The organism is Polaribacter sp. BAL334 (assembly GCF_015767435.1).
Taxonomy (GTDB): Bacteria; Bacteroidota; Bacteroidia; order Flavobacteriales; family Flavobacteriaceae; genus Polaribacter.
This window is the reverse complement of sequence record NZ_JADWOV010000006.1, coordinates 1-446: the sequence shown is the minus strand read 5'-3', so window position 1 is coordinate 446 and position 446 is coordinate 1. Positions and strand designations below refer to the sequence as shown.

Genomic DNA, 446 nt, shown 5'->3' with positions numbered 1-446 from the left:
TATTTTCCCAACCTGGACCTTCGTAACGAATAAACCAAGAATGATCTGTGTGTTCTTTTGGAACATTCAAATTTGAGATGTTTTTGAAAGAGGTTCCATTAGAATATTCTTTATGTCCTCTTGGACCATCAACCCAATCTCCACCTTGTGCAATTGAAATTTCAGCATAGGTTTTTGGCGATGTTTTTATGACATTTTTTTTAACTATACAAGAAAAAAAACTTGTAATAAAAAGAAAAATAAAGATTACTTTTTTCATGATTTGAATGGATAAATTAATATTTCACTCCATTAATAGTGGAGTTTTTGAAAATAATTGGTTCACAATTTTCAACAGACATTGGCGTTTTTGCATTTTTTATATGCACATTTGTCAACGTTACATTTTCAACAATACTTTGTTCTCTTCCTTTGATAAGAATTCCGTATTTACCACTATTTTCTAC

1 pseudogene is annotated in these 446 nt (G+C 29.6%); it reads right to left on the bottom strand.

The features are described 5' to 3' along the window. Positions 1-259 (bottom strand): annotated as a pseudogene (locus IU405_RS00030) (DUF4861 domain-containing protein); the annotation flags it as partial. Positions 260-446 lie beyond the last annotated feature (187 nt).